Source organism: Sphingobium sp. IP1, from assembly GCF_002708645.1.
Taxonomy (GTDB): domain Bacteria; phylum Pseudomonadota; class Alphaproteobacteria; order Sphingomonadales; family Sphingomonadaceae; genus Sphingobium; species Sphingobium yanoikuyae.
This window is the reverse complement of sequence record NZ_NOIW01000035.1, coordinates 1-21884: the sequence shown is the minus strand read 5'-3', so window position 1 is coordinate 21884 and position 21884 is coordinate 1. Positions and strand designations below refer to the sequence as shown.

21 protein-coding genes and 1 pseudogene are annotated in these 21884 nt (G+C 65.9%); 7 read left to right on the top strand and 15 right to left on the bottom strand.

The features are described 5' to 3' along the window. Positions 1-2: 2 nt before the first annotated feature. Positions 3-155, bottom strand: coding sequence for a hypothetical protein (locus CG471_RS30680; RefSeq protein ID WP_004207357.1), 153 nt, complete (start codon positions 153-155; stop codon positions 3-5). Between the two features lie 153 nt (positions 156-308). Between CG471_RS30680 and purS the strand changes: the two genes are divergently transcribed. The 3 genes from purS (at position 309) to CG471_RS13935 (ending at position 1900) form a co-directional block, all read left to right on the top strand. Beyond that, entirely contained in the window at positions 309-542 is a 234-nt protein-coding gene (gene purS, locus CG471_RS13945; protein WP_004207358.1) for a phosphoribosylformylglycinamidine synthase subunit PurS, read from the top strand. A 3-nt stretch (positions 543-545) separates the two neighbouring features. Beyond that, positions 546-1220 carry a phosphoribosylformylglycinamidine synthase subunit PurQ gene (purQ, locus tag CG471_RS13940; RefSeq protein WP_004207359.1) on the top strand — a complete coding sequence of 225 codons (675 nt, stop codon included), beginning with the start codon at positions 546-548 and terminating at the stop codon, positions 1218-1220. Between the two features lie 149 nt (positions 1221-1369). Then, positions 1370-1900, top strand: coding sequence for a hypothetical protein (locus CG471_RS13935; protein ID WP_099232222.1), 531 nt, complete (start codon positions 1370-1372; stop codon positions 1898-1900). Between the two features lie 11 nt (positions 1901-1911). Here the strand turns inward: CG471_RS13935 and CG471_RS13930 are convergent, their stop codons facing one another. The 4 genes from CG471_RS13930 to wecB form a co-directional block, all read right to left on the bottom strand. After that, on the bottom strand, positions 1912-4056 hold the full coding sequence (locus CG471_RS13930; protein ID WP_037506583.1) for a polysaccharide biosynthesis tyrosine autokinase: 2145 nt from the start codon (positions 4054-4056) through the stop codon (positions 1912-1914). Then, positions 4056-4784, bottom strand: coding sequence for a polysaccharide biosynthesis/export family protein (locus CG471_RS13925; RefSeq protein WP_099232221.1), 729 nt, complete (start codon positions 4782-4784; stop codon positions 4056-4058). The genes CG471_RS13930 and CG471_RS13925 overlap by 1 nt, the downstream gene beginning before the upstream one ends. 117 nt (positions 4785-4901) lie before the next feature. Next, positions 4902-6197: a UDP-N-acetyl-D-mannosamine dehydrogenase gene (wecC, locus tag CG471_RS13920; protein ID WP_099232220.1), complete on the bottom strand. Its 1296-nt coding sequence runs from the start codon at positions 6195-6197 to the stop codon at positions 4902-4904. Between the two features lie 71 nt (positions 6198-6268). After that, positions 6269-7405 (bottom strand): non-hydrolyzing UDP-N-acetylglucosamine 2-epimerase, encoded by a 1137-nt coding sequence (gene wecB / locus CG471_RS13915; RefSeq protein ID WP_099232219.1) that lies wholly within the window; start codon positions 7403-7405, stop codon positions 6269-6271. Between the two features lie 157 nt (positions 7406-7562). On the opposite strand from wecB, the gene CG471_RS13910 reads away from it, so the two are divergent. Beyond that, positions 7563-8882, top strand: a complete 1320-nt coding sequence (locus tag CG471_RS13910) for a UDP-glucose/GDP-mannose dehydrogenase family protein (protein WP_099232218.1) — start codon at positions 7563-7565, stop codon at positions 8880-8882. A 124-nt stretch (positions 8883-9006) separates the two neighbouring features. On the opposite strand, the gene CG471_RS13905 is transcribed toward CG471_RS13910, so the two are convergent. Next, a complete protein-coding gene (locus CG471_RS13905) occupies positions 9007-9855 on the bottom strand; it encodes an ABC transporter permease (RefSeq protein WP_010337736.1) in 849 nt (282 codons plus the stop codon). 113 nt (positions 9856-9968) lie between these two features. Between CG471_RS13905 and CG471_RS13900 the strand changes: the two genes are divergently transcribed. Beyond that, a complete protein-coding gene (locus CG471_RS13900; RefSeq protein WP_099232217.1) occupies positions 9969-10658 on the top strand; it encodes a GcrA family cell cycle regulator in 690 nt (229 codons plus the stop codon). 51 nt (positions 10659-10709) lie between these two features. Here CG471_RS13900 and CG471_RS13895 read toward each other — a convergent pair whose 3' ends face one another. Continuing rightward, complete coding sequence (locus CG471_RS13895; protein ID WP_099232216.1) at positions 10710-11888, bottom strand: M48 family metalloprotease; 1179 nt, start codon at positions 11886-11888, stop codon at positions 10710-10712. A 115-nt stretch (positions 11889-12003) separates the two neighbouring features. Further along, positions 12004-12846, bottom strand: coding sequence for an outer membrane protein (locus CG471_RS13890; protein WP_099232215.1), 843 nt, complete (start codon positions 12844-12846; stop codon positions 12004-12006). Between the two features lie 153 nt (positions 12847-12999). Here CG471_RS13890 and parE point away from each other — a divergent pair, with 153 nt between their 5' ends. Next, complete coding sequence (parE, locus tag CG471_RS13885) at positions 13000-14979, top strand: DNA topoisomerase IV subunit B (protein ID WP_099232214.1); 1980 nt, start codon at positions 13000-13002, stop codon at positions 14977-14979. Beyond that, complete coding sequence (locus CG471_RS13880) at positions 14976-16250, top strand: serine hydrolase (RefSeq protein WP_099232213.1); 1275 nt, start codon at positions 14976-14978, stop codon at positions 16248-16250. Before parE ends, CG471_RS13880 begins: the two co-directional genes overlap by 4 nt. A 168-nt stretch (positions 16251-16418) precedes the next feature. On the opposite strand, the gene CG471_RS13875 is transcribed toward CG471_RS13880, so the two are convergent. From CG471_RS13875 to CG471_RS13845, 7 genes and pseudogenes are all read right to left on the bottom strand, one after another. Next, complete coding sequence (locus tag CG471_RS13875) at positions 16419-17210, bottom strand: LysR family transcriptional regulator (RefSeq protein ID WP_099232212.1); 792 nt, start codon at positions 17208-17210, stop codon at positions 16419-16421. Next, positions 17207-17605 carry a Co2+/Mg2+ efflux protein ApaG gene (gene apaG, locus CG471_RS13870; RefSeq protein WP_004207375.1) on the bottom strand — a complete coding sequence of 133 codons (399 nt, stop codon included), beginning with the start codon at positions 17603-17605 and terminating at the stop codon, positions 17207-17209. The genes CG471_RS13875 and apaG overlap by 4 nt, the downstream gene beginning before the upstream one ends. 32 nt (positions 17606-17637) lie before the next feature. Continuing rightward, a complete protein-coding gene (locus CG471_RS13865) occupies positions 17638-18846 on the bottom strand; it encodes a PLP-dependent aspartate aminotransferase family protein (RefSeq protein ID WP_099232211.1) in 1209 nt (402 codons plus the stop codon). Further along, positions 18843-19841, bottom strand: a complete 999-nt coding sequence (locus CG471_RS13860; protein ID WP_037519622.1) for a threonine dehydratase — start codon at positions 19839-19841, stop codon at positions 18843-18845. The genes CG471_RS13865 and CG471_RS13860 overlap by 4 nt, the downstream gene beginning before the upstream one ends. Positions 19842-20025: 184 nt before the next feature. Then, positions 20026-20442, bottom strand: coding sequence for a hypothetical protein (locus CG471_RS13855; RefSeq protein ID WP_099232210.1), 417 nt, complete (start codon positions 20440-20442; stop codon positions 20026-20028). Positions 20443-20527: 85 nt separating this feature from the next. Then, positions 20528-21571 (bottom strand): 3-isopropylmalate dehydrogenase, encoded by a 1044-nt coding sequence (leuB, locus tag CG471_RS13850; RefSeq protein WP_099232209.1) that lies wholly within the window; start codon positions 21569-21571, stop codon positions 20528-20530. Positions 21572-21691: 120 nt separating this feature from the next. Continuing rightward, positions 21692-21884 (bottom strand): annotated as a pseudogene (locus CG471_RS13845) (DNA repair protein RecO); the annotation flags it as partial.

Here is a 21884-nt window from a genome sequence, read left to right as displayed (position 1 = left end):
CCTCAGGCGGACTTGGCGCGATAGCCCACCAGCAGGCCGAAGCAGAAGGTTGCGAACAGAGCCAACTGAACCCGCCCATGCGGGTCATCATAGCCCACAATCTGCTGCCCCCAGGCAAAAAGCCCCACAAACATTGCCAGTGCCAGACCGGACATGCCCCATATCCCTGTAAAAACTCCGGCCTCAGATTATCCTCAGCTTCCTAAGAAAGTCATAATCTCTTGCCTGCGCGCCGCGCCGCGCCTAGGGGGAGCGGCAAAGTTCATCCCCCCGCATCGGCGGGCGGCATGCCAAGGAGTTTGCACCTCATGAAAGCCCGCATCTTCGTCACTCTCAAGGGCGGCGTCCTCGATCCGCAGGGCCGTGCGATCCATCACGCGCTCGAAGGCCTGGGCTTTGGCGGCGTCAACGACGTGCGCGCCGGCAAGCTCATCGAGCTGGACCTGGCCGATGGCACCAGCGACGAAGATATCGACGCCATGTGCCGCAAGCTGCTGGCCAACACGGTCATCGAAAACTACCGCATCGAAAAGGTGGCCTGAGCCATGAAGAGCGCCGTCATCGTCTTTCCGGGCAGCAATTGCGACCGCGACCTGGCGGTGGCGTTCGAGGCTGCGACCGGTTCCAAGCCCACCATGGTGTGGCATCGCGATACCGAACTGCCCGACGACATCGACCTGATCGGCGTGCCCGGCGGCTTTTCCTATGGCGACTATCTGCGCTCCGGCGCGATGGCCGCCCGCTCGCCGGTGATGCAGGCCGTCGCCCGCGCCGCTGACCGGGGTGCCTTTGTCCTGGGCATCTGCAACGGCTTCCAGGTACTGACCGAAAGCGGTCTGCTGCCCGGCGCGCTGCTGCGCAACGCCGGCGGCCATTTCGTCTGCCGCGACGTCGCCCTGACCGTCGAGAACGCCCAGAGCGCCTTCACCAGCCGCTATGCCGCCGGCGAAGCGATCAGCTTCCCGGTCGCCCATCATGACGGCAATTATTTCGCCGACGACGCCACGCTCGATCGGCTGGAAGGCGAAGGCCGCGTCGCGCTGCGCTACGCCCAGAACATCAACGGCTCGGCCCGCAACATCGCTGGCGTCCTCAACGAAGCCGGCAATGTGCTGGGCATGATGCCCCACCCCGAGCGCGTGATCGAACCGGCCCATGGCAACACCGACGGCCAGCGCCTGTTCGCTGGCCTGGTGGAAGGCCTGCTCGCCCGCGCCTGATCCACCAGATCGAAATCGCAAAAAAGCCCGCCACGCATCAGCGCGGCGGGCTTTTTTTTACGTCCGGCTGCGGCGATTCCGGCATCGGTCCTGACTTGCATCACCCCCCCTTTGTTCTACACCAGATGGACACTGACCAAGGGGGATCAATGATCGGCAAATCGCGCGCGCAGCTGATGGCCTTGCTGCTATTGCCGACGGCCGCTCAAGCCGCCGAATCCGGCACGATCGCGGTTCCCGAAGCGGTCCTTGCGCTAAATGGCTGCTGGCAAGGCGAAGGCAACGTGATGGGCAAGCCGGTCAGCGTGTCCATCCGCGGTCAGCCCATCACGCTTGACGCCATGCTCGCACTCGATGTGGAAAGCAGCGCCCTGGCCGATCCCAGGGATCGCTACGCCGCGCATCTGATCTTCGGCGGCACCAAAAAATCCCATCCGATCATCGGTTTCTGGGCCGACAGTTTCGGCGGCGCCTTCACCGCCCTTGGCGAAGGCGAAAGCCAGCCCGATGGCTTCGACATCGGCTATGCCTATCCCGACGCGACCTTCGTCAACCGTTGGCGCATCAAAGGCACGCAACTGACATGGAGCATCGTCGCGCGGGATGAGGCAAATGCCGAAAAGCCCTTCGCCAGCTACAGCCTCCACAAGGTTGCGTGCGCGCCCGCCAAGGCGCCCTAAACAATCAGGCTCTAGCCGCCCCGGTGATAGTCATAGTCATAGGCCCGGCCATGCGCCTTGGTCAGCACGGCGCCGACGATCGAGCCGCCGGCCCGGCGCAGTCGTTCCACTGCCACCCGCAGGCCGCCATGATGGTTGCGGCCCCATTCGACCACCAGCAGCGTGACCTGCACCTTGGCGGCGAGCAGTTGCGCGTCGGACATGCCCAGGATCGGCGGCGCATCGATCAGCACCGTGTCATAGCGGTCGCGCACCGCGCCCAGCAGCGCGTCGAGCGCCGGGGTGGAGAGCAGTTCCGCCGGATTGGGCGGCACCGCGCCACAGGGCAGCAGTGATACGCCCGCGACACCGCTGTCGAGGATCAGATCCTCGACCTTGCCCTGGCCCGTCAGCACCTCGCTGATGCCGCGCGTCGCGGTCACCCGGAACAGGCTGTGCTGCACCGGCCGGCGCATGTCGGCGTCGATCACTAGCACCTTCTTGTCCAGCCGCGCCAGCGCGCGGGCCAGCGCGTTGACGGTCAGCGACTTGCCTTCCTCCTCCTGCGCGCTGGTAACCAGGATGGAGCGCGGCAGGCCGGCAACCGATGCCAGTTGCAGCGACGCCGCGATCGGCGCGAAGATGTCGGGCGCACTCGGCTGGTCGCCGGTGGTCGGCACTGCGCCCAACAGCGGCAGGTCGACCCGCTCCGCCAGCGTATCGGCCGACGTCACCGCATCGTCGAACATGTGCCGCGCCGCGATCAGCAGCAGGCCCAGCAGCATGCCGCCGAGCAGCGCGACCAGCATGATCTGGCCGGCATGGGGGGCAAAGGGCGTGGTCGGCACCGCCGCCCGGTCGAGCGGCTGGATGCGGCCGGCCTGGAAGCCCGCTTGCGACGCCATGTCCCGATAACGCTGCAACAGGCTGTCATGCAGCAGGCGATAGGTCTCGACCGACCGGCTCATCATGCTCATCTGCATGTCGCGGCCGCGCTCGACCCGTGCATCGCCTTCCAGCGCGGCGATTTCCGAAGCGATCTGCTTCTCGCCATGCGCCGCCACCTCATATTCCTGGCGCAGCGACGCGCGGATTGTGTTGGCCATGCTCTCGGCCTGGTCGTCGAGCGCCGCCAACCGCGCCCGCGCCTCGCGCATTTCGGGATGGGCATCCTTGCGGAACTGCCGCTCCTCGACCAGTGCCGCCCGCGCCTGCGCCCGTTCCGCCATCAACTGCTGCATGGCGCCGTTGCCCAGCACCTCGGGCAGCGTCTCGGCGCTCGCCGCCTTCGCGCTTTCCCAGCGCTTCTGCGCGGCGATGCGGTCGGCGACCGCCTGCGCGCGGAAGGCGTTGAGCTGCGCCAGACGCGCCGCGGTCGATCCTTCCGGCACCGGCGCGGCCTCCGGCTTTGCATCCTTGCCGTCGCTCTTCTTGTCCTCGTCCGTAGCCGCCTCGGCCGGCACCGCGCCAGTGCGCGAGGCATAGACCGCCAGATCGCGCTCGGCCCGTTCCAGATCCTTGCGCGCGCCATCCAGCTCGCCCAGCAGGAAGCGACGCGCCTGCACGCCGGATTCAAAGCCGCGCTTCAGGTCCGCCCGGATCAGGCTGTCGGCATAGCTGTTCGCCACCCGCGCCGACAAGGCCGGATCGGCGCTGACGAAGCTGATGCGTAATACCCGCGACTTGCCCGGCAGTTCGACCTGCAGATTGTCGCGCAGCAGCTTGATGACCTGCTCATGTTCGACCTGGCGCTGGGTCAGGCTGCCCTGCCCCTGTGCCGGCCGGCGCGCATCCATGCCCTGGAAGAAGACCGGGCTGCCGACCAGCGCCAGATCGCGCGCGACATCCTCGGCCAGTGCCCGGCTGCGCAGCACTTCCAGCTCGGTCTGCATCATGCTTTCGGTGTCGGCGGCGCTGACCGGCTTCTGCATCGCGCCGGCGCCGGCAGCCCCCGCCGGCACATCCTCCACCTCGACCGAGGCGGTCGCGCGATAGTCGGGCGTCGATAGCAGGATATAGATGACGCCCGCCAGCACGCAGAGCGCCATGGTGACGAACAGGATGACGCGGTGCCGCCGCACCACGGTCCATGTACCGCGCGCGCTCTCGACAAAGCGGGTGGTGCGATCTTCCTCGCCGGCCTGACGCTGTTCCAGTTCGATGATCCGGGACACCATCAATTGCCTCCGTCTATGGCGATGAAGCCGGTCGCGACGGCGGGAATGGCGATCAGCGCGCCGCCAAGGATAGCCTTGGCGCGCGACAGGCCGACGATCACCAGATCGCCGGGCAATATTTCAGGATCGGGCGCTTCGCCCTTGCGAATGGCGCCCAGGTCGAATGTCGCGGCCTGGCGCTGCCCCTCGACGGTGCGGACCACCACCACCTGCCCCAGGCTCGCCAGCCGGGTCGGGCCATGGGCCAGCGCTACCGCCTGGATGAGGCCGATCCGTCCTTCGATCGGGAACAGGCCGGGCTCGCGCACCTCGCCATCGACGGTGATGCGGCGACCGACCGCCTGCTTCACGAACACCGTCACCTGCGGCGACACCAGATAGCGCTCGCCCAGCCTACCGGCGATCACGTCCGACGCCTCGCCGGCGGTCAGCCCGCCAATCGACACATCGCCGACCAGCGGCATGCGGACCATGCCCGCCGCGCTGACCCGCGCATCCTCCAGCGACAGGTCGGGCTCATGATAGACCTGGACGCGCAGCACATCGTCGGGGCTGATGACATAGTCGCGACCCACCGCGGCGGGCGCAGGCATCAACGCATAGGCAGCTTCGCCGCGCGGAGCATCCTCCACGGTCGAGCAGCCGGCGAGCAGCATCGCCGCTGCCGCGACGGCGCCGCCCCTCATGCCCTTGCCATAGTGCCCCAAAATCTGGCGCTTCATGCGCATCAACACCCCATTGCGAACCGGGTGCGGCCCGCAAAAGGGCCGCTCGGCTCGGGGGTTAGCGACGCGGCACCGTCATGGCAACCGTGCGGGGGGCAGGACGAACCGCCCGGCCGACGATCAGACCGCGATGCGCTGCGCGGCCGGCGCGGGCTGACGACGCGGCTGGTCGGGCCAGATGCCGCGCGTGTCATAGACGGCCTTGCCGGCACGTTCGTCGACGGGAACGGATTTGAACATGTCATGATCGACAAGAATGATGAACACGCCGCATTGTTCCAGAGCCGTATCGAGATCGATCAGTTCGGCGCCGGTGCCGGCGAACTCCATCGGCAGATCCTGCGCATAGGGTTCGACCAGCTTGACCCGCTTGCCGTAGCGGCGGGCGAGCCGGCTGGCGACCTTGACCGCCGGGCTTTCGCGGAAATCGTCGATGTTCGGCTTGAAGGCGAGGCCGAGGCAGGCGACATCCTCGGCGGCAAAGGCGTCGATCATGTCCGACGATTTGGCCACGACATAATCGGTCTTGCCGTCATTCACCTCGCGCGCGGTGCGGATGATGCGGGCATTTTCCGGGTCGCCATGGACGATGAACCAGGGATCGACGGCGATGCAATGGCCACCGACGCCCGGCCCCGGCTGGAGGATGTTGACGCGCGGATGACGGTTGGCCAGGCGGATCACTTCCCACACGTCGATGTCCATGCGGTCGGCGATCACCGACAATTCATTGGCGAAGGCGATGTTGACGTCGCGGAAGCTGTTTTCCACCAGCTTCACCATCTCGGCCGCGCGCGCCGTGGTGGTGATGCAGGCGCCGCGCACGAACTGGCGATAGAAGCCCAGCGCCTTGCGCGCGCAACGCGGCGTGATGCCGCCGATGCAGCGATCATTGTCGATCAGCTCGACCAAAATACGGCCGGGCAGCACCCGCTCGGGGCAATAGGCGATGGCGATGTCGCCCGCGACGCCGGGCGCCGGCATCCTGAGGTCGGGGCGCAGTTCGGCGATCAGGTCGCGCATCGCCTCGGTCGTGCCGACCGGCGAGGTGGATTCCAGGATCACCGTATCGCCGTTCTTCAGCACCGGTGCGACGGTCCGCGCCGCCTGCAGCACATAGGAGATGTCGGGCGCGCGGTCCTCGGCCACCGGGGTCGGCACGGCGATGATGAAGACGTCGCTGGCCTCGACGCTAAGCGATGCGCGCAGATTACCGCGTGCCACCACGCCCTGCACCAGGCCGTCCAGATCGACTTCCTCAATATGGACCCGGCCCGAATTGACCGTCTCGACCACATGGGCGCTGACATCGACACCGACGACCTGCGCCCCGCCGCGCGCGATCAGCGCCGCAGTCGGCAGGCCGATATAGCCCAGGCCAATGACGGAAACCTTCTGCTTGCTGTCGACGGGCATGGGGGAGATAATCCTTCATTCACCAAAATTCGGAGCGACATTGCCCGGAAATGTTGAAGATTTGGGTAATGTCAGGCGGCAAGATGCGCCGCGCCGGCCGTTCCTGCAATGATATCGGCAATCCGCTCGGCCGCCTTGCCGTCGCCGAACGGGTTATGGGCACGGGCCATCGCCTGATAGGCGGCATCATCGTCGAGCAGCGCCAGCACCTCGCGTACGATCCGTTCCCGGTCCGCGCCGACCAGCTTTGCCGTGCCCGCCTGCACCCCCTCGGGCCGCTCGGTCGTCTCGCGCATCACCAGTACCGGCTTGCCGAGCGAAGGCGCCTCTTCCTGCACGCCGCCGCTGTCGGTCAGCACCAGATGGCACAGATCAAGCAGACGGACGAAATGCGGATAGTCGAGCGGTTCGATCATCGCGACATTGGGCAGGTCGCCCAGCACCGCATCCATGACCGGACGGACATTGGGATTGGGATGGACGGGGAAGATCACCGCGACATCCGGCCGCGCGGCAATGTCCGCGATGGAACGGGCGATCGCCTCCATCCCGCCGCCGAAATTCTCGCGCCGGTGGCTGGTGACGGCAACGATCCGCTTGCCCGCGAAACGCGCCGCCAGATCATCAAGGCCGCTGGCCAGCGCCGGTTCGTCATGGACCCGATCGACCGTCGCCAGCAGCGCGTCGATCACGGTATTCCCCGTGACATGAATGCCGGCCGCATCGCGATTTTCCCGCAGCAGTGCGTCGGCCGCCGCCTGGGTCGGCGCGAAATTCATGTCGGCAATGCACGCCACGACGCGGCGATTGACCTCCTCGGGCCAGGGATGATGGATGTCGCCACTGCGCAGGCCAGCCTCGACATGGGCGACCGGGATCTTGCGATAATAGGCCGCCAGGCTCGCGACCATCGTCGTCAGCGTATCACCATGCACCACCACCCGGTCGGGCTTTTCCGCGTCGAACGCCTCGCCCAGCGCGACGATCAGCTTGGCGGTCAGCCCGTCCAGCGTCTGGTTGGGCGTCATGACGTCCAGATCGATGTCGGGCACGATGCCGGCAATCTGCAGCACCTGGTCCAGCAGGCCGCGATGCTGCGCCGTCACGATCACGCGGGTGTCGATATCGGCACGCGCCTTGAGCGCGTGGATCACCGGAAACAGCTTGATCGCTTCCGGCCGTGTCCCAAATACCAGCGCTACTTTCACTCTGTGCCCTTTCGTTCGGATGCGCCTTCCCTGGCAAAAAAGGGTAACCAGCCGCTAAACGGTAGCATGGTAATTACGCAAAGGCGCGAATTGTATTGCGTTATGACTATGCTAGAGCCTCAAACCAATCACTTCCCGTTTGGAGTTCCACCAACTCATGAAAATCACCATGATCGGCACCGGCTATGTCGGCCTCGTCTCCGGGGCCTGCTTTGCGGATTTCGGCCATGATGTCGTCTGCGTCGACAAGGATGCGGGCAAGATCGCCGCGATCGAGGCCGGCACGATGCCGATCTACGAACCCGGCCTCGACCAGCTGGTCGGCACCAACGCCGCCGCCGGTCGCCTGACCTTCACCACCGACCTGCCCGAAGGCGTGAAGGGCGCCGACGCCATCTTCATCGCCGTCGGCACGCCCTCGCGGCGCGGCGATGGCCATGCCGACCTCAGCTATGTCTATGCCGCCGCCAAGGAGATCGTCGAATCCCTCGATGGCCCGGCGGTCATCGTCACCAAGTCGACCGTGCCGGTCGGCACCGGCGACGAGGTCGAGCGGATCGCGCGCGAACTGCGCCCGGACCTCGACATCCAGGTCGTGTCGAACCCCGAATTCCTGCGCGAAGGCGCCGCCATCGGCGACTTCAAGCGCCCCGACCGCGTCGTCGTGGGCACCACCGGATCGGAACGCGCCATTTCGGTGATGAGCCAGGTCTATCGCCCGCTGAACCTGAACCAGGCGCCGCTGATGTTCACCGGCCGTCGCACGGCCGAACTGATCAAATATGCCGCCAACGCCTTCCTGGCGACCAAGATCACCTTCATCAACGAGATGGCGGACCTGTGCGAGGCGGTCGGCGCCGAAGTGCAGGACGTGTCGCGCGGCATCGGCCTCGACAAGCGGATCGGCAGCAAGTTCCTTCATGCCGGTCCGGGCTATGGCGGCTCCTGCTTCCCCAAGGATACGCTGGCCCTGGTCAAGACCGGGCAGGATTATGACGCGCCGATCCGCATCGTCGAAACCGTGGTGCAGGTAAACGACCTGCGCAAGCGCGCCATGGGCCGCAAGATCGTGAAGGCGCTGGGCGGCGAAGCGCGCGGCAAGACCGTCGCCTTGCTGGGCGTCACCTTCAAGCCCAACACCGACGACATGCGCGACGCGCCCAGCCTGGCGATCGTGCAGGCGTTGGAGGATGCCGGCGCGAAGGTCGTCGCCTATGATCCCGAGGGCATGGACGTCGCCGCGCCCATGATGCCCGGCGTCACCATGGTCGGTTCGGCCTATGAGGCCGCTTCCGGCGCCGACGCGCTGGTGCTGGTGACCGAATGGGACGCCTTCCGCGCGCTGGATCTCAAGCGCCTGGCCAGTTCGATGAGCGCACCGGTGCTGGTCGACCTGCGCAACATCTATCCGGTCGCGGAAGCGGAAGCCGCCGGCTTCACCGTCACCCGCGTGGGTGGAAAGGGCAGCGCCGCCTGATGTGGCCATGGGAAGAGGAGGGCGTCAGCGCCCTCCCCCGACTGCGCCACTGGCTGCTGGCGGCCATGCTGATCCTGGGCGCAATGCTGGCCGTGCCGATCTTTGCCGCCCTCACCTGACGCCGTCAGGCCTTGAGCTTCCAGCCCTTGCGCAGCAGCACATAGCAGAGCACCGCCAGCCCGGCATTGAGCGCCAGCAGCACCACGCTGCCGACCAGCACATTGCCATCCGCCGCCGCGACGAAGCCATAGCGGAAACCGGAAATGGCGTAGAAGAAGGGGTTGGCGTGGCTGATCGCCCGGAAGAGCGGCGACAGGCGGTCGATCGAATAGAAGGTGCCCGACAACAGCGTCATCGGTCCGATCACGAAATTGGTGATGGCGGCGGCATGATCGAATTTTTCCGCCCAGATCGACGTCATCACGCCGATGAAGGCGGTCAGACTGGCGCCCATCAGGCCGAACCAGATCACCGCCCACAGATGCGTCGGCGTCACATGCACGCCGGGCCACAGCGCCATCGCCCCCCACAGCGCCAGACCGACCGCCACCGCACGCGTCACCGCCGCGCCGACCAACGCCAGCAGCAATTCGCCCACCGACAGCGGCGGCATCAGATAGTCGATCAGCGTCCCCTGCATCTTGCCCGCCAGCAGCGAGAAGCTACTGTTGGCAAAGGCATTGTTCATCATGCCCATCATCATCAGGCCGGGCGCGATGAAATCGGCAAAGGGCACGCCCAGCACCTGGCGGTTCGCCCCGCCCAGCGCGATGGTAAAAATCACCAGGAACATCAGCGTGGTGACAGCCGGCGCCCAGATCGTCTGGAGCTGCACCTTCATGAAGCGCCGCACCTCCTTGCGGTAGAGCGCGCGCATGCCGGCCCAATTGACGTTGCGGATCACCAACTCCCCCGGTTCATGGAAGGGAACGGGTGCGGGATGGGCGGCTGCAATTTTGGGCTGGTCGTTCATGATGGGATCGACTATCGGCTGGTCCGTTATGCCGCAAGGGCGTTCTGCGCGGTTGGAAGTCGCGCCTGCATGCCCCATATAGGGCGCATAGCACAGATTGTGAGGAGTTTTCATTGTCCTGGACCGACGAACGTATCGACCAGCTCAAGGCGATGTGGGAAAAGGGCCTGACCGCGAGCCAGATCGCGGACGAACTGGGCGGCGTCAGCCGTAACGCGGTGATCGGCAAGGCGCATCGCCTTGGCCTGCAGTCGCGCCCGTCCCCGGTGAAGGCCAACGAGGCGCCCAAGAAGGCCGCGCCCGCCCGCAAGCCGGCAGCCCCTGCCCCGGAAGCCGAAGCGCCCCGCGCCGCCGCGCCCGTGGCCGCCCCGCCGCCGCCGCCGCGTCCGGCCCCGGTCGCTGCACCGGCTGCGCCTGCCGCACCGGCTGCCGCCGCTGCCCCCAGCGACGCGCCTGCCGCGCTGCAGCCGCGCATCGTGTCGGTCGGCCCCGGCGGCTTCCTGCGCCAGGGCCCCGGTGACCAGCAGGCCCCGATCCCGCCGGCACCGCCGCGCCGTCTGGTGCCCGCCAAGCCGAGCGCCGAAATTGCCGGCAAGACGAGCCTGCTCGACCTGACCGAGCGGATCTGCAAGTGGCCGATGGGCCATCCGGGCGAGCCGGACTTCCATTTCTGCGGCGAAGCGGTGAACCCCGGCTTCCCCTATTGCGTCGAACATTGCGGCCGCGCCTATCAGGCACAGCTGCCGCGCGGCACGCGCCGCCCGCCCCCGCCGCTGCCCTTCGGCGGCCCGCGGGTCCGCTGAGCGAAACGAGACAAGGAAGGCCGCCCCACCGGGCGGCCTTTTCTTTTGCCCCTATTTACCGACCAGTTGCGGATTTTCCGCCTTCCAGACCATCGCGGCATGGATGCGCCGTTCGACGCTGGGATGGTCGTAGAACAGGATTTCCTCCAGCCGCGAGGGCGATGAGGCGCGATATTCGATCGTCTTGACCAGCGCCTTGGCAAGGCCATCGGGCTCATGCGCGACCTTGAGCGAGAAACGGTCGGCGGCATTCTCGTCATAGCGGCTGATGCTGTTCATCAGCGGCACCAGGAATATCCCGACCACCGCCGCCACCGCCCAGGCGACTGGCATATGCGCCGGATCGCTGATCGCGCTGCCCGCGCCGAACCAGCGCGCCGCCACCGGATAGAGCCGGTCGACCAGGAAGAAGAGCAGCATCGCCAGCAGGCTCATGCCGCCGGCCAGCCACAGCACATGATGTTCGGCATAATGGCCCATTTCATGGCCCACCACGCCGCGCACCTCGGCCAGGTCGGCGCCGCGCTTGAACATGGTGTCGCTCATCGCCACTCGCGCCGTGCCGAACAGGCCGGAGACATTGGCGGTATAGCGTTCGGACTGCTTCGACCCGTCATAAATATAGATTTTGTCGCCCGGCACGCCGGCACGATGGGCCAGTTCGACCACCGCATCGCGGGTCGGCCCGGCGGGCGCTGGCGTATAGTTATTGAACAGCGGCTCGATCGCGACCGGCGCGATCACCACCATCAGGATGATGCCCAGCACGACCACCAGCCCCGACCAGGCCCACCACCAGCGCGGCGTGCGGCGCATCAGCGCATAGATGGCGACCGCCAGCAGCGCCACCAACGGGATGCTGATCGCACTCGACAATATATCCTCGCCCAGCCAGCCGCCAAAACCCTGGCTGGTCAGCCCATAGCTGCGCTCGCGTCCCCAATTGACATAGATGGACCAGGGCAGTTCGATCAGCCAGTCGAGCAGGAAGAAGAGCAAGGCGGACAGGAACACCGCCAGATTGGGGCGCCGCACATGCACCCGCCGCCCCAGCCGCACCAGCAGGCCGCTGCGCCAGATCAGCGCCATGGCGACCAGTGTCACCAGCATGCCCCAAAGCAGCAGCCAATGCCCGCCCTGGGTATAGGCCATCGCCCGTTCATGCTGGGCCGGCGACAGCGTCGCCAGATAGGCGGCGGTCGCCGCATCGGGGTTGAAACCTGCCGCCATATTCTCGACCTCCCGCCATATCCTGTCGGCGGGAAGCTATGTCGGGCGCGGGATCAGGTAAAGATCACAAGAGGAAAGGGCCGGAGCATCGCCCCGGCCCCTTCATTGCGGCGGATCAGAAGCGGAAGCTGGCGGTCGCCATCAGGCTCTGATTGTCGAACTTGTCGCCACGGTTGATGCTGGTGCCGCCGGATGGCGTGATGATGAAGGGGTTGGTCGCGGGCGCGCTGCCCTGCCCCACATCGACGCGATAGTCGCCGGTATTGTAACGGGTCCAAAGATAGCGGGCGCCGATCGAGAAATTCTGCGCAACCTTGGCCTCGACACCGCCGCCCATGGTGTAGCCCCAGGCATCTTCCTTGCGGTCATATTCGGTGAAGCTGTTGGCGGTGTTGCTGGTGTCGAAATGATTCTTCACCTTGGCATAGGCCAGGCCGCCGGTGATGTAGGGCATGACGCCGCCATCGGTGGTATAGCCCAGCCGCGCGCGCAGATTGGCGTTCCAGCCGATCCGCCGGGTCATGGTATAGCTGGCCGGCGTGGTCGAATATTCGGTCACGCTGTCGCTGACATAGGCCTTGCCCGCTTCGCCGACGATGCCCGCGACGATATTGCCGAACTGCCGGTCATAGCCGACATGGCCCATCCAGCCGATCGCATCCTTGTCGCCATTGCAGCCGCTGGCCGGCGTCGCGCCCCGTGCCGAACCGCCGCAGGTGCCGGGCGAAAAGGCATTGGCCCCGGCCGCCGTGGTGACGACATTATCATAATTGCCGTCCCCGTCCGTGTCGAAGCGCAGATGTTCGCCACCATCACCCTTCGACCAGTTATAGCCGAAGGAACCGCCGACATAGGGGCCGGTCCAATCGACCTTGCCGCTATCCTGCTGCGCCATTGCCGGCGTCACCAGGGCGAGCGCCAGCGTGGCGCCGATCGGCGCAAAATGCTTGAATGTCATGAATTTCTCCAGCCTGACCTTGGGAATATACCCTGATGGAGGCAACGGACCGGACGGCCGGTTTGTTGCACCACGGCTTGTAACAATTGATTGCTGACGATCGCGTGCGCGCAGCGCTTGCACCCGACGCCCGGCTGCCTATAGCTTGGCGGAATGTCCGAAGACCTGTTCGCCTCCGCCCAGTCCACCACCTCGCCGGGCTATGACGCCTCCACCATCGAAGTGCTCGAAGGGCTGGAGCCGGTCCGGCGCCGTCCGGGCATGTATATTGGCGGCATCGACGAGCGCGCCTTCCACCATCTCGCCTCCGAAGTGCTCGACAACAGCATGGACGAAGCGGTGGCCGGTCATGCCACGCGGATCGAGATCAGCCTGGAACCGGGCAACAAGCTGACCATCACCGACAATGGTCGCGGCATTCCGGTGGACGACCACCCGAAATTCCCCGGCAAGTCGGCGCTGGAAGTCATCCTCACCACGCTCCATTCGGGCGGCAAGTTCGAGGGCAAGGCCTATGCAACCTCGGGCGGCCTGCATGGCGTGGGCATCAGCGTCGTCAACGCCCTGTCGATCAAGACGGTGGTCGAGGTCGCACGCAACAAGGAACTGTTCCGCCAGAGCTTCAGCCAGGGCCTGCCCACCAGCGGCCTGGAAAAGGTCGGCGCCGCCCCCAACCGGCGCGGCACCGCGGTCAGCTTCATTCCCGACAGCGAGATTTTCGGCGAGCAGAAGTTCAAGCCGGCCAAGCTCTATCGCCTCGCCCGGTCCAAGGCCTATCTGTTCGCCGGGGTCGAGATACGCTGGAAATGCGCGCCCGAACTGATCGGCGATGACACCCCGCCCGAAGCGGTGTTCCAGTTCCCCGGCGGCCTGGCCGACCATCTGAAGGAGCAACTGGGCGACCGCGAATGCGCCACCACGCAGTTCTTTTCGGGCAATCAGGATTTTCCGGGCGAGGCCGGCCGGGTCGAATGGGCTGTCGCCTGGCCGCTCTGGTCCGACGGCAGCTATAGCTGGTATTGCAACACCATCCCGACCCCCGATGGCGGCACCCATGAAAACGGCCTGCGCGCCGCACTGGTGAAAGGCATCCGCGCCTTTGGCGAACTGGTGGGGCAGAGGAAGGCGAAGGACATCACCGCCGATGACATCATGACGTCATCGGAAATCATGCTGTCGGTCTTCATCCGCGATCCCCAGTTCCAGAGCCAGACCAAGGATCGGCTCACCAGTCCCGACGCCGCGCGCCTGGTCGAAAATGCCGTGCGCGACCATTTCGACCATTTCCTGACCGACCATATGGACCGGGGCAAGGCGCTGCTCGCCTATGTCATCGACCGCATGGACGAGCGCCTGAAGCGCAAGCAGGAAAAGGAGGTCAAGCGCAAGACCGCCACCAGCGCGCGCAAGCTGCGCCTGCCCGGCAAGCTCACAGATTGTTCGAACGATGACCCGGAAGGTGCTGAAATCTTTCTGGTTGAAGGCGACTCGGCTGGCGGATCGGCCAAGCAGGCGCGCGACCGCAAGACGCAGGCGATCCTCCCGTTGCGTGGCAAGATCCTCAACGTCGCCTCAGCAAACACTGCCAAGATATTGGCAAACCAGGAAATTGCCGACATGATCCTGGCGCTGGGCTGCGGCACGCGCAAGGATTGCAACCCGGACAATCTGCGCTACGAACGCATCGTCATCATGACCGACGCCGATGTCGACGGCGCCCATATCGCCACCCTGCTGATGACCTTCTTCTTCCAGGAAATGCCCGAGCTGGTGCGGCGCGGCCATCTCTATCTGGCCCAGCCGCCGCTCTATCGCCTGACCGCCGGCGGCAAGAGCCTCTATGCGATGGACGATGCCCAGCGCGAGGCGATGCTAGCCAAGGAATTCAAGGGGAAGAAGGTCGAGATCAGCCGCTTCAAGGGGCTGGGCGAAATGAACCCGATGCAGCTGCGCGAAACCACCATGGATCCCAAGACCCGCAGCCTCATCCGCATCACCCTGCCCGACGATATCGAGGATCGCCAGCAGGTGCGCGATCTGGTCGAACGGCTGATGGGCACCAACCCGGCCCATCGCTTCGCCTTCATTCAGGAAAATGCGGCAGCGGTCGATGAGGAAGCGATTGACGCATGAGACTGCTGGCGGCCGCGCTTGTCCTCATCGGGATGGCGCTGCTGCCGGGTCGCGCCATGGCTGATCCCGCCCCCGCCTTTCGCGCGCGCGCCGCGCAACTGGTGACCATCCTCGCCGGCCCCGGCAACGAATCGGACTTCTTCTCCCCCGTCTTCATCGACGCCATCCCGGTCGACCGCTGGCGCGCGCTCGCCGCCGACCTGCGCCGCCAACATGGCCGGCCGGTCGCGCTTGGCGCGCTCACCCAGCAGAGCGCAACCGCCGGGCAGATGGAGGTCCGCTACGAACGGGCGATCGTCGCCATCACGCTGGTGATCGCCCCCGATCCGCCCAACCGCGTCGTCGGCCTGCGCATCATCGGCAGCCGCCAGGCCGATGACAGCATGGCCGCAGTGCTGCGCGACATCGCCGCCCTGCCGGGTCGCAGCAGCTTCGCCATCGCCCGGCTGACCGATGCCGGCCCCGTGCTGCTCCAGTCGCACCATCCCGACCAGCCGATGGCGACCGGCTCCTCCTTCAAGCTGACTGTGCTGGCCGAACTGGCGCGTGCGGTGCAGGCCGGCGAGCGGCGCTGGAGCGATGTCATGCCGCTCGGTCCGAAAAGCTTTTCCGGCCGGCTGATGGCATGGCCCGATCGCGCGCCGATGACGCTGCACAGCCTGGCGACCGCGATGATCGCCGAAAGTGACAATAGCGCGTCGGACACGTTGCTGCTGGGCCTGGGCCGCGATAAGGTCGACGCCATGCGCCAGCGTTTCGGTATCGCCGATCCCCGCAGCCTGCCGATGCTGACCACGGCCGAGGCCTTTGCCCTCAAGATGCCGGCCAATGCCGAATTGCGCCGCCGCTATGAGGCCGGGACCATCGCCGATCGCCGCGCCCTGCTGCGGGATGCCGCCACCCGGCTGACCGCCGCTCATGTCGATGTCGGCACCGTGTCGGAAAATCCGGTGGCGATCGACACGCTCGAATGGTTCGCCAGCCCGCAGGAGGAAATCGCCCAGCTCGACTGGCTGCGCCGCAACGGTGGCGACGCCCTGTCGATCATGGCGGTCAATCCGGGCATCGCCCCCGCCAACGCGAAACGCTGGCGCTATTTCGGCTATAAGGGCGGCAGCGAACCCGGCGTCATTGCCATGAACTTCCTGGTGCAGGCGCAGGACGGCCAATATTACGCGGTCAGCGGCGCCTGGAACGATCCGGTCGCCCGCGTCGACGAAGGTCGCTTCGTCATGCTGATGACGCGCGCGCTCAACCTGCTCGCCGACTGATCGCCCGGTCCGGTGCCTGTCCTACACGCCGCCGATCCTCTATACATGCCCGATGGGACATGGACGGCGCTCGCAACAATCCATCACCAGTTGGACATTTAATGTCGAAATGTGCGGGAAATATGCGAAGTTAAGCGAGCGAAATCCTATTTTCCCGGCCCCGCCGGATCAGGCCGTGAGCGCCTCGACCAGCGCCTTGACCTTCTTCTGGCGCCATTGCGGCAGCGGGGCGATCAGCCAGTAGCTGAGCATCGTCGGCAGGGCATCGCCCACCTTGCGCACCCGTCTATTCTCGATATCCGCCTGCGCCAGCAGCAGCGGCACGCTCGCCCGGCCAAAGCCGTTCGCCGCTGCCTCGATCGCCAGCCCAGCATCCGCCACCCGGATCGCGGCAGGCAGGTCGCCCGAGGGGCAGCCGGGCCATTCGATCCGCTGCTCCGGCCCGCCCGCCGCCGCTTCCACGGTGACGAAGGCGGTTTCGCCGATCTTGATGCCCTCATGCTCGCCCGCGCCATCGGTCAGGCGCAGCGCCAGATCCAGATTGGCCTCGGTAAAGTCCAGCGCCTCGTCGGCGGCAACCAGAGAGAAGGTCAGGCCGGGCTGGCTCGCGGCATAGGCGGCCAGGCGCGGCTGCAGCCATTTGGCGGTGATGTCGCGCGGCGCGGCGATGGTCAGCGACGAACTGGACTGGCCCGCCTGCATCGCCCGCACCGCTTCCTCGAACTCCAGGAAACCGGCACGCAGCGCTTCAAGGCCCGCCTCGGTCTCGGGCGTCAGTTCCAGCCCCTTGGGCGTGCGGCGAAACAGCACCACGCCCAGCATGTCCTCCAGCGCGCGGATCTGCTGACCGACCGCCGCCGGCGTCACCGCCAGTTCGTCGGCGGCGCGGGTGAAGGACAGGTGTCGCGCCGCGGCATCCAGCACGCGCAGGCCGTTGAGCGGCAAATGGGTCCGCTTCATTCGGCCACCGCCGGCGCGATCAGCGCGAAATGGGGAATGGTCACCTCGAACGTCTCGCCATCGGACCCGATCATCGTATAGGCGCCGCGCATCGACCCCGTCGCCGTGTTGAGCGGGCAGCCCGACACATAGTCATAGCTTTTGCCCGGTTGCACCACCGGCTGTTCCCCGATCACGCCTTCACCCTCCAATTCCTGCTGAATGCCCCGCCCATCGGTGATGATCCAGTGACGGCTCAGCAGTTGCACCGGCTGTTCGCCCTGATTTTCGATCCGGATATGATAGGCCCAGAACCAGCGCCCCCGGTCCGGCTCCGACTGTTCGGGCAGGAAAGTCACGGCGACATGGACGATGATGTCCCGCGTCGTCGCGTGCAGGGGGAACAATGCGTTCATATCTCCCGCATGCGCCTCCCTGCCCGGTTCCGTCAACGCCCTATCGTCTTGAGCGCCTGGTCGAAGTCCGCGATCACATCGTCGGGATCTTCGAGGCCGACGTTCAGGCGCAGCATATCCTCGGTGATGCCGACTTCCAGTCGCGCCTCTTCGGCCATGCCGAAATGGGTGGTCGATGCCGGATGGGTCATGAGCGAACGCGAATCGCCGATATTGTTGCTGATGTCGACCAGTTCCAGCGCATTGAGCAGGCCATGCGCCTCGGCCCGGCCGCCGCCGACATAGAGCGAAAAGATCGGCCCGGCCGCGTCCATCTGCCGCATCGCCAGCGCATGCTGGGGATGGCTCTCCAGCCCCGGATAATTGACCTTGGGCAGGCGGGTTTCCAGGAACTGGGCAACCTTGAGCGCATTCTCGCTCTGGCGGCGGATGCGCAGTTCCAGCGTCTCCAGCCCCTTCAGCACCACCCAGGCGTTGAACGCACTGAGCGTCGGGCCGGTGTTGCGGTGGAAGGGCAGCAGCACATTGTCGATCCAGTCGCGGCTGCCACAGATGGCGCCGGCCAGCACGCGGCCCTGCCCATCCATCATCTTGGTCGCGCTATAGGCGACGACATCGGCGCCGAACTCCATCGGCCGCTGCAGCGCGGGCGAGGCGAAGGCGTTGTCGACGACGGTGGTGATGCCGCGTGCCCTGGCGATCGCGCAGACGGCGGCGATGTCGACCACGTCCATGGTCGGGTTGGCCGGCGTCTCGAAGAAGAAGACCTTGGTATTGCGCTGTGCCGCCGCTTCCCAGGCGGCAACGTCGCTGCCGTCGATCGTCGTCGTCGCGATGCCGAACTTGGGCAGCAGCGTGTCGACCAGCCAGCGGCAGGAACCAAAGGCAGCCTTGGCCGCGACGACATGGTCTCCGGCCGACAGCTGGCATAGCAAGGCAGCGGTCATCGCCGCCATTCCGGTCGCGGTCGCGCGGCAGGCTTCGGCGCCTTCCAGCAGGGCGATGCGCTGCTCCAGCATCTCGACCGTCGGGTTCTGCAGCCGGCTATAGGTCATACCCTGCTGTTCGCCGGCGAAGCGCGCGGCAGCGTCTTCGGCCCGATCGTAGCAATAGCCGCTGGACAGGAACAGCGCCTCAGACGTCTCGCCATATTCGGTGCGCGCGGTGCCGCCCCGGATGGCCAGCGTCGCCGGCTTCCAGTTCTTGGTGATCTCAGGGTTCTGCCCGCTCTTCCGCTTCATATCGCCTTCCGCATATCCGTCGTGACGCGCGGCGTTTCGCCGCCCAATATCTGTGCCATCTGGCTCATGTCGCCATTACCGCCCGAGAGGATAACCGCAACCTTCTTGCCGCGCATCTGCTCCTTTTCCTGGATCAGCGCGGCCAGCGCCACCGCACCGGCGCCCTCGGCCAGATTATGGGTGTCCTGCCAGTAGATACGGATGGCGTCCGCCACCTCCTCATCGGTGACGCCGACGAAACGGTCGGCGCGCGGCCCGAAATAGTCGAGTGCGGCCTGGACCGGGGTGCAAACGGCAACGCCATCGGCAAAGGTATAGGCGGTCGGACTGGTCAGCAATTGCCCTGCCTCGAACGAGCGCTTGGCGGCATCGACATGGGCGGACACGACGCCGACAACCTTGGTCTTGAGGCCCAGCGCATCCCTTGCCGCAATCGTGGCGCACAGGCCCGATCCGCAACCGACGGGAACATAGACGGTGTCGAGGTCCGGCACAGCATCGAACAGTTCCAGCCCATAGCTGGCGACGCCGCGCACCAGTTGCGCATGATAGGCCGGGACCATGAACAGCCCCTGCTCGGCGGCCAGGCGCACCGCCTCCGCCTTGGCGCTGTCGAAATCATGGCCATGTTCGATCAAGGTCGCGCCGAATGCCCGCATCGCCGCATTCTTCTCCAGCGCATTGCCATGGGGAACGACGATCGTCGCCTGCAGACCGGCGGCGCGGGCCGCGCGCACCTGCGCCTGGCCATGATTGCCGCGGGTCGCGGTGATGATGCCCGTCACCTCGGGATGGGTGCGCCGCAGCCAGTCGATATAGGTGATGGCGCCGCGCACCTTGAAAGCGCCGGTCGGCGTGTGGTTCTCATGCTTGACCCAGGTTTCAACGCCGATCCGCCCGGCCAGCAGCGGCCAGGCATATTGCGGGGTCGGCGGCACCTGGTCATGAACCATGGCGGCGGCGGCACGAAGGCTGGGCAGGGAAAAGTCGTCCATGCCGCTGCCTAGCTGGCGCGTGGAAGAGCCGACAGGACCGATATGCGCGAATTGGCCCCCTAGAGCCTGATCGTTTGAGGCGGAAGCGCCTCGCGCTTCCACCGATAGCGTGAATCGGGCTCTATTCTTGGATGCTAGACCTTGATTCACGCTTCAGGCAGATTCAGCCTGAAGCGATCAAGGTCTAGGCGGCCCTTCGCACCCTGCCCTCGATCAGCGGATGCAGATGCGCCTCTTCCCACTCCATATGGTCGTAGAGCATGTCCTGCAGCCCCAAGGTGCCCCGGCGATAGCCATCCCAGTCAGCCATGATCTGGGCCGGGGTCCATTGCTTGATATGGTCGCTGTAGCGCAGGAACAGCGCCACCATGGTGCGGCCATGCTGATGCACGACCGGCTCGGCCTCGATCGCCAGCGGCCCCTGGCGCAAGCCCCGCGCCAGCATGTCCTCACGCCCCATATGGTCGCGGAACAGCTGGGCGAAGCGGATGCGCCAGCGGGTCAGAAGTGCCATGTCGCGGACGTCATCGTCCATCATGCTGGCAAAATCCCGCATCATGCCCCGCAGGACATGATGGTCTTCAATCAGTTCAGTCGGCATTTGCGTCCCCATTCACCGCTCATATCGACCGGAAACGAAGAAACTTTACGTTCGCGTCACGCAAATGCGACGAACCGAAGTCGGATCAAAGCGCCGCGAGGACCGCGTCGCCCATCTCCACCGTGTTCATCGTGCCGCCCAGATCCGGCGAGCGGGCGCCGTCGGCCAGTGCCTTGGCAACCGCCGCCTCGATCCGGTCGGCCGGCTCGGGCAGGTTCAGCGAGTAACGCAGCATCATCGCCGCCGACAGGATGGTCGCCAGCGGATTGGCCTTGCCCTGACCGGCAATGTCGGGCGCGGACCCATGGATCGGTTCATAGAGGCCCTGGCCGCTACCGTTGAGCGTCGCCGATGCCAGCATGCCGATCGAGCCCACGCACATGCTCGCCTGATCCGACAGGATATCGCCGAACATGTTGCCGGTGACGATCACGTCGAACTGGCCGGGGTTGCGGACCAGCTGCATCGCGGCATTGTCGACATACATGTGGGTCAGGGCGACGTCGGGATATTCGGCCGACACCTCGATCACCACGTCGCGCCACAACTGGCTGGTTTCCAGCACATTGGCCTTGTCGACCGAGCAGAGCTTGCCGCGACGGGCACGCGCCGCCTGGAAGCCGGCATGGGCGATGCGGCGCACTTCGGCTTCGTTATAGGACATGATGTCATAGCCTTCGCGCAGGCCATCGGCGGTGCTGCGCATGCCCTTCTCGCCGAAATAGACGTCGCCATTGGTTTCGCGTACGATCAGCAGGTCGATCGAGCCGGCCACTTCGGGCTTCAGCGCGCTTTCATGCGCCAGTTCGGGGAAGACCTTGGCCGGGCGCAGGTTCGAGAACAGGCCCAGTTCCTTGCGCAGGCCCAGGATCGCCTGTTCCGGGCGCAGATGGCGTTCCAGCGAGTCGCAATCGGGATCGCCGACCGCGCCGAACAGGATGGCATCGGCGCGCTTGGCGATGTCCAGCGTCTCGGGCGGCAGCGGATGGCCGACCGCCTTGTAGGCTGAACCGCCGACCAGACCCTCTTCATAGGTGAGGCCGTCGATCGCCAGCGCATCAAGCACGCGCTTCGCCTGCGCGACGATCTCGGGGCCGATACCATCTCCAGGGAACAGGGCGATCAACATGGGAAACCTCTTTCTAAATCTTTGCCGGCACGGTTCCGCGAAAGAAAATGGCCGCCGTTGCCCGACGGGCGAACGGAGAATGCGGAAACGGCGCGCCCGCCCTTGCAAAAACTGCGCGCGTTACGCAACCGCTCTTTTCAGCCGATCCACCAGTCTTTCGCGCGCGGCCAGCACATCGGCCCGCCTTTCGGTCAGCACCGACCGCTCCAGGAAGAAGCCGGTCAGGCGCAATCCATCCATGATCTGCGGCCAGTCTCCGGCCCCACCCTGCAAAAGGAAAGGCGGCAGCGGCAGCAGGCGCGCCTCATAGCCC